The 664-nt window shown below is 29.7% G+C and carries 1 protein-coding gene and 1 other RNA gene (1 of these 2 running past the window's edge); one reads left to right on the top strand and one right to left on the bottom strand.

What is annotated here, in order from left to right; all coding sequences use genetic code 11:
* Positions 1-13: RNase P RNA component class A (gene rnpB, locus C3E89_RS00170), an RNA gene on the bottom strand; it reaches 352 nt to the left of the window's first position.
* A 17-nt stretch (positions 14-30) separates the two neighbouring features.
* Here rnpB and C3E89_RS00165 point away from each other — a divergent pair.
* A complete protein-coding gene (locus tag C3E89_RS00165; protein ID WP_200795926.1) occupies positions 31-453 on the top strand; it encodes a GNAT family N-acetyltransferase in 423 nt (140 codons plus the stop codon).
* Positions 454-664: the final 211 nt, after the last annotated feature.

The following is a 664-nucleotide window of genomic DNA, read 5'->3' as shown; positions in this document are numbered from 1 at the left end:
GATACCTTTATCAAGGAAGGTATCGAAGAAATGGTAGAAGATTTAGAGGAAGAAATTGAATCTAAGAAGCAATATTTAGAAAATGATCTAAAGAGCAATGGAGAACTTAGATGTTTCCTAATAGCAGAATATGAGGGCTGTATAGTAGGTACAATAGAATATGGACCTGCCAGTGACCTAATTAATAGTTGTACACATGGAAAATATAAGAACCTTTATGAAATAGGTACAGTTTTTGTAAGACCAGATTACCAAGGACAGGGTATAGGTAATTTACTATTGAATGCTATGATTCAAGAATTACAATGTAAAGGAATCAAAGAGTTTTGTATGGATAGTGGATATTCCAATGCACAGAAAATATGGAGAAAAAGGTTTGGTGAACCTGAATATTTCCTAGAGAATTATTGGGCAGAGGGTCAACATCATCTAATCTGGAAAATTAAGATTTGAATATATCATGTAAAGATGAATTCCTATAAAAATCTCTACGAGTTATTAGTAATATGACAAGTTAAATGCGTTAAGGGATCAAATCTTCCTTGACAAATATAATAAAAACAAATATTATAATATGTAGTATTAATTAAAGGAGTTTTATCATATGAGGCATAGTATTTTTAAATAACTATTAATAAAATAGAACAAGTACATTTTCCATACT

This window comes from Clostridium sp. Cult1, assembly GCF_021655095.1.
In the GTDB taxonomy this organism is placed as follows: domain Bacteria; phylum Bacillota; class Clostridia; order Tissierellales; family Tepidimicrobiaceae; genus Schnuerera.
The sequence above is the reverse complement of the archived record's forward strand: the minus strand, read 5'-3'. Positions and strand labels throughout refer to the sequence as shown.